The sequence below is a fragment of the Streptococcus equinus genome (genome assembly GCF_900101445.1).
In the GTDB taxonomy this organism is placed as follows: Bacteria; Bacillota; Bacilli; order Lactobacillales; family Streptococcaceae; genus Streptococcus; species Streptococcus equinus_B.
Genome location: NZ_FNKE01000002.1, coordinates 138,054 through 144,067, shown reverse-complemented (window position 1 = coordinate 144,067; position 6,014 = coordinate 138,054). Strand labels below are relative to the sequence as shown.

Annotated in this window: 9 protein-coding genes; all 9 read left to right on the top strand. The window is 35.6% G+C overall.

The genetic code is table 11. The features are described from left to right. Positions 1 to 819: TNT domain-containing protein (locus BLR83_RS10050; protein ID WP_234793135.1), on the top strand; the 819-nt coding region annotated here is incomplete at its 5' end. A gap of 2 nt (positions 820 to 821) precedes the next feature. Next, complete coding sequence (locus BLR83_RS08270) at positions 822 to 1,463, top strand: Imm59 family immunity protein (RefSeq protein WP_074561230.1); 642 nt, start codon at positions 822 to 824, stop codon at positions 1,461 to 1,463. A gap of 190 nt (positions 1,464 to 1,653) precedes the next feature. Beyond that, on the top strand, positions 1,654 to 2,220 hold the full coding sequence (locus tag BLR83_RS08265) for a hypothetical protein (RefSeq protein WP_142349929.1): 567 nt from the start codon (positions 1,654 to 1,656) through the stop codon (positions 2,218 to 2,220). Beyond that, positions 2,217 to 2,849, top strand: coding sequence for a hypothetical protein (locus BLR83_RS08260; protein WP_074561228.1), 633 nt, complete (start codon positions 2,217 to 2,219; stop codon positions 2,847 to 2,849). The genes BLR83_RS08265 and BLR83_RS08260 overlap by 4 nt, the downstream gene beginning before the upstream one ends. A 1-nt stretch (position 2,850) precedes the next feature. Next, positions 2,851 to 3,291 (top strand): hypothetical protein, encoded by a 441-nt coding sequence (locus BLR83_RS08255; RefSeq protein ID WP_074561227.1) that lies wholly within the window; start codon positions 2,851 to 2,853, stop codon positions 3,289 to 3,291. A 15-nt stretch (positions 3,292 to 3,306) separates the two neighbouring features. Then, the gene (locus BLR83_RS08250) at positions 3,307 to 4,176 is read left to right on the top strand and encodes a DUF4299 family protein (protein WP_074561226.1); all 870 of its coding nucleotides are present in this window, start codon (positions 3,307 to 3,309) and stop codon (positions 4,174 to 4,176) included. A gap of 191 nt (positions 4,177 to 4,367) precedes the next feature. Next, a complete protein-coding gene (locus BLR83_RS09980) occupies positions 4,368 to 5,126 on the top strand; it encodes a hypothetical protein (RefSeq protein ID WP_200794023.1) in 759 nt (252 codons plus the stop codon). 21 nt (positions 5,127 to 5,147) lie between these two features. Next, a complete protein-coding gene (locus tag BLR83_RS08240) occupies positions 5,148 to 5,444 on the top strand; it encodes an ABC transporter (protein ID WP_074561225.1) in 297 nt (98 codons plus the stop codon). Positions 5,445 to 5,463: 19 nt separating this feature from the next. Further along, positions 5,464 to 5,886 (top strand): hypothetical protein, encoded by a 423-nt coding sequence (locus BLR83_RS08235; RefSeq protein WP_074561224.1) that lies wholly within the window; start codon positions 5,464 to 5,466, stop codon positions 5,884 to 5,886. Positions 5,887 to 6,014 lie beyond the last annotated feature (128 nt).

The following is a 6,014-nucleotide window of genomic DNA, read 5'->3' as shown; positions in this document are numbered from 1 at the left end:
GATGTCGCCACACTTGTCGGCCCTGCTGCCGTTGGCAAACTCAAATACGTTGATGAAGCAAGCTCACTCACTAAACTCGCCGACGCCGGCGAAGTCGCCTCAACCGTTGGAAAAGTTGAAGATGGGGTGAAGGTTTCTAAATTTGATAAACTGTTTGGAAAATTAAAAGTAAATGATTTTTCAAAAACTGTTACCACTGACAGTATTAAAAGTACTTCTAAAACTCTTAAAATTGATGAAATTTATTTTGATAAAGCTGGTAATAAGGTAGCAAGATTTAATAACAATGAAGTAGCCTACTTTTCTACAGAAACTGTTGATGGAAAACCTGTTTTAGTTCGTTCATTAGATTTCTTAAACCCAGATGGAAGTATAAATTGGCCTAAAGGAGATGGATTCGTCCTAGATGCTGCTGGAAATCCAATAACACGCGATGCTAATATCACAGCAGGTCAATTAGTAGATAGATATGGCAGTTCAGGTGGAACTTTTATTAGTCCTATAATGGATGGTAAATCTTTTCCTTTTGAATCTCGAGGCTTACCTTACCCAGAAGGTTATCTAGAAAAACATACATATCAATTTACTATGGATATCAATAAAGCTAACTACGAAAAAGCATTTAATAATTTGCGCCCAGAAAAGCAAGACAAAATCTTAAAACTTATGAATATTTATAAGTTCTCTGCTGAAGATATTTACAATCCTCAAATAGGCGAAATTGCCGAAGTATTTGGAGCAGGTGGCGGACAACAAATCAAATTAGGAACGAGTGTCTCAATTTATGAAGAGCTTGGATTTTTAAGGGAGATTAAATAATAATGCCAAATTTACAAATAGAAAAACAAGAAATACTGGAAGAAATTGAAAAACGCAATTATCAAACTTTGCGCTATTCTATTTTTGAGGCAGGGAATCCTCATGAATGGGAGACCCGCATTGATTACGATAAAACAAAACAAGTTTATCAAGTTTATGCAACAATGGATCGCGCTTCAGTGAGGGGAAAATACGAATTTGTAGATTTTAATTCAGCAAAAGACAAATTTATCGAATTATTAGATTTAACAATAGAAATAAATCGATGGAAAGTTGAAGATGGTAAACAGCCAATATACTACTCTCCACTTTGGTCTGACTACAAACCGATTGAAATGTTTACGACAGTTATTGACTATTGCGACATTGAAGATGGAAATTTAGAACTCATTATCCTTGATGAAAATCAGTGGGAAGGAACTTCTGAAAAAGAGCATTTACAAAAATTAGAGGAAAAACTAAATACTTATCTCGAATATATTGATGGAAAATGCTATGTTTCAAAATGTGGAGAAAACTTTGATAAAATTATTATCCAAGTTGGTTTCAGACACCATCCTAGTGAAAATGGTATGCGATTCATGAAAAAACAACAACAAAATCTTTCCGAAAGAGGAATTATTTTAGAAATTGTGCTAAGCTAAATGAATAACCTCGAGACGCATTTTGCGTCTCTTTCTATGAAATCTGCTGATTTCTCCTACTCCTTTTAGTAATGTCAATTTCGCTAAAAGCATCAAATCTGTTGACAAACAAATCACACAACAAGAAAAACTAGCTAAAGAACAAGCTGAACAAAAAGCCAGAAAAGAGTGGGCTAAACAGCATCCCGTGGTGGCCTGGTTACAAAGTCAAGCAGACTTAGACGCCAATTTCTTTGAAGGAACTCGTAAAACATTAGAAAAACAAAACTGGGACTTTTTTGGTAGACAACTTGACAAATCGGTAGCTCTGACAGCCTTAGGTTTTGTCGATGGTGTTTGTAAAACCATTGACCAACTAGCCCTTGGCGCTGCTCAACTTGGCCAACTAGCTTTTGAAGGAATTGAATGGGGTGGAAATACCTTATTTAAGCAAAAAACACCTCAATGGGTTAAAGCCGATGTGACTGGTGCTTGGAACAATGTGATGGCTGCCAGTGAGTTTGGCACTAGACTAATAGCTCTTGATGCAGATGCTTGGAATGCTGTTGCTAAAACTGGTGAAAAAGTTGGAAGCGACTTGGCATCCGCTATTAAAACAGGGGATGACTATAAAATCGGTGGCTACCTCTTTGATGTCGCCACACTTGTCGGCCCTGCTGCCGTTGGTAAACTCAAATACGTCGACGAAGCAAGCTCACTAAACTCGCAGAAACCAGCGAAGTTGCTTCGGGTGTTGGTAAAGTTGAAGATGGGGTGAAGGTTGGACAGTCAACTTATGAAATCATCCAACAAAAACTCATTGAACATAATACAACTATGGCAAATTTCAACAGGTTGCGCGCTACTCGTGTTGTAGATATGACCCAAGCTGAATATGATATGATGGTTGATATTCGGAATGCCATTCCACATCCAACAAGCCAAACTGTCATGCAAAAAATTATTCCAATCGAAGAGGCGGATAATTATTTCGGAGAAAATGCTTGGGGAATTAGAGGGTACGTTACCAAACGAGAAGACGTCACTAATATCACCAATATTGAAGAAGCCGTTAAAGGTTTACGACTAGATTATGATGGTTCCAAATTTGTTGATGCTGATGGCAATATTATTACAGATGGCTATGTCCGTATTGAATTTCAAACCCCAGATATAGATTACATAAACATCCCGTTTGGAGAACGTAATGGTATCGGCTTAGACCCAGACCCTGCAACAGGGAATGGTTTTATTAAGTCAGAGGAATACTTGACACCAGAGTATAAAGTTACCAATCCAGATGGCATAAAAATGATTAATGGTGCTAAGATGTATTTAAATATTGATGGAGATGAAATTCCTATCGGTGAAGTCATAAATGGAAAATTAATCTACTTAGGAGAATAAAATGCATAAAACATATTTAGTATATAGAGGAAAATCATATTATAATTATGGTATTGAAAGTGACGGTTCGCTATCTTTAACAACTAGTGAATCAAGTTCAGCTGCAGACGGATTTCAATTAGTTACATCAAAATTTGTAAATCCTTATTATAAAAAAAATGTAAAAAAAGAGGATATTGAAAAAAAATACCGTATCACTGATACTGCATTAATCAATGGAAGAAAATGTGAAATCTTCCAATCAAGTGACGATAACTTTGATCAGCCTGACTCATGGATTACTATTGTTACCGATGACGTGGAATTCTTAAAGGCAAATGATATCTGGGAAGGGGCTGAGGTAGTGGATAATCAGTATGGCCATCGCTTCTACCACTCTTCTCGAATCCCTGTCAGTGAAGTCACAATTTTAAGGGCAAGAAAAGATTTACCAATTGACTAGAGAAAGGACATCGTATTGGAATCAATTATTTTCACAATTAATAGCGAAAAGATATTAACCATTGGAGATTTACTTCAAAGTGACATTTTTGAATGTATAAGCGTTGCTGCAAAAGATGCACAAAATGCACCAAGTGCAAATTCTAATATTTCACTTTTCCAATCTGTTCTGTTTGCAGTAAAAGGAAAATCAACATTTGGTTTTCGCCTTTCTTATGAAAGCTCTGAATATCAGCTTTCAGTTTCAGAGTTAGCAACACCTTCTGATTGGACTGGTGCTTTAATGTTTTTAAACATGTTACTGGTGATTCTTGAGGTGAATACTGTACAAAGTCAGGGAAAAACATTTACACGTGATAGTATTTTAAACTACCGTTTCACACCTGTTCTTTTAAAAGCTATTAATAAATTAGTAAAAGAACTTCAAGTTCACTCAGGTGTTCAATTATCGGGTATTAGACGACCAATTTTTATCAATCTAAATTACCTTGGACAAATTATCAATGTTCCTGATGACCAGCTTTTGAATAGCTACGATAAACGATTAGGACTAACCCAACAAATTAATGCCTATTTTTCAGAACAACAAGTTTTTAAAATCGAACAAAAAGATGATGAATTCATCCTTCCTGTCAATTATCTTAATAGCGAAGTGTTAACTGTTTTACCTGCAACACCTGAATTAACAACTCAACATCAACAACAATACCAAGGTAAAAAAATGTTAACTCCACGTTTATTTATCATGGATGCCAAAGGGAAAAAACTTGCTGATGTTGGTTACGAAGAATTCTTAACATCGTTAACTGATGGTATTTTTATGGTAGATGCCAAATCTGTTGCAGTTAAGCCACTGCCAAAAGAAAAAATCAGTAACTTACAATAAACTTTTCATAATATATATTTAGGCGCAGAATACAACTATTCTATAATCCTTTCTAAACAACCATTGAGCAACTAGCAATTAGAGCTGCTCAACTCGGCCAACTAGCTTTCGAAGGAATTGAATGGGGTGGCAATACCTTATTTAAGCAAAAAACACCTCAATGGATTAAAGATGATGTGACAAGTGCTGGGATGACTATCCTTACCACAGATATTTTCATCAAACAACTCCAACACGGCGATATCGATGCTTGGAAAGCCGTTTATAAAGGCATTGAAAATTCTGCTAGCCAAGTCTTTCATAATATCACCTCAGGAAACACTTTTGAAATCGGTGGCTACCTCTTCGATGTCGCCACACTTGTCGGCCCTGCTGCTGTTGGCAAACTCAAATACGTCGACGAAGCAAGCAACCTCGCTAAACTCGCCAAAACCGAGGAAGTTGCCTCAACCGTTGGTAAAGTTGAGGATGGGGTGAAGGTTGTTGATAGGATAAAGGATATAAATAATATATCTAACTATGAATTTAATGCATTAACTAATCCAGGTCCACTATTAAACCACCCAGCTACTCCAAATCGTAACTTTTATGGCGGTCGATATAATGTTAAAACTACCTCAAAAGATATCGTGCTTTATAGGGCAGGGAGTTGTAATAATCCTATGGGACAATGGTTCACTAGTATTCCACCGCAATCTAGAGCCCAAGTCAGAATTGATACCGCTGTAAAAGATATTTGGAAAAATTCAGATGGTTCATATAGTGGTCAATCACCTATTGATAAAGTTTACAAGATTAAAATTCCAAAAGGAACAACTATTTATATGGGACCTGTTGGAAGTCAAGGAGGAATTTATCAAGGTGGACTTGATAAACTCCAAATCTTTATTGACTCCCCCTGGAATATAGAAAATATTGAGGTATTAGATTCTTGGCCTATAATACAATAATAAGAAAAAGGAACAATTAATATGACCACTGAAGTAATAAATGCAATAGATAAATTCATCACTATATCAAATAAATACCACATTGATGGTATTGCTAGTCAAATAAATGTTTTGAATGAATTAAAAACAAAGTTACTGAAAAAATCAGCTTTTAGCGAAAGAGAAAAGATTTCCTTATATCAAGCACTCTTTCCTTCAAGAGGTGGATTATCAGATATTAATTATTGGAATGATAACTTTGAGAAACGCAAAGAAGTAAATACTCAATTATTTGAGCAAAAGACCATTATTGCAAATTATTTACTAGGCAAACGCTAACGACATCATCGGAGATATTATGGGAATAACATCAATTACTTGGGAAGAATTTGAAACTTACAAGAAAGTCAAAACACCTGATAATCTTTATATTCGCGAACATGATGGAAAATACTACACCGTTTTTGAACTTGGCATTGCTTCTGTGCGACGAATTTTTGAAATCCAAGCCGATGATTTTAAAGAATATTTAAACGGACAACGTTCAGCTGATGATATTCTTTTTAAAGCACAAAACGATGCTTGGCCACCAACTGAGGAGGAAAAAGTAAAGCACAGGAAAGAAAAAATAAAGAAACATCCTGTGACCTTAATATCAAATCCTAACAGTAGAGAGATTTTTTCACTTGAAGAATTAAAACATCTCATTCCGATAGCTGAGGAAAAATATATTGCGTCATATGGTAAACTTCCTGAGAATTACATATCACCTCTAAAATAATTTAATTTCTTATTTTTATTAACACCTGAGACGCATTTTGCGTCTCTTTCTATGAAATCTGCTGATTTCTTCTGCAGCTTTTATTATCAGCGAGATTAGATTAAAAAACCAGCTCCTACTTTAGAGCT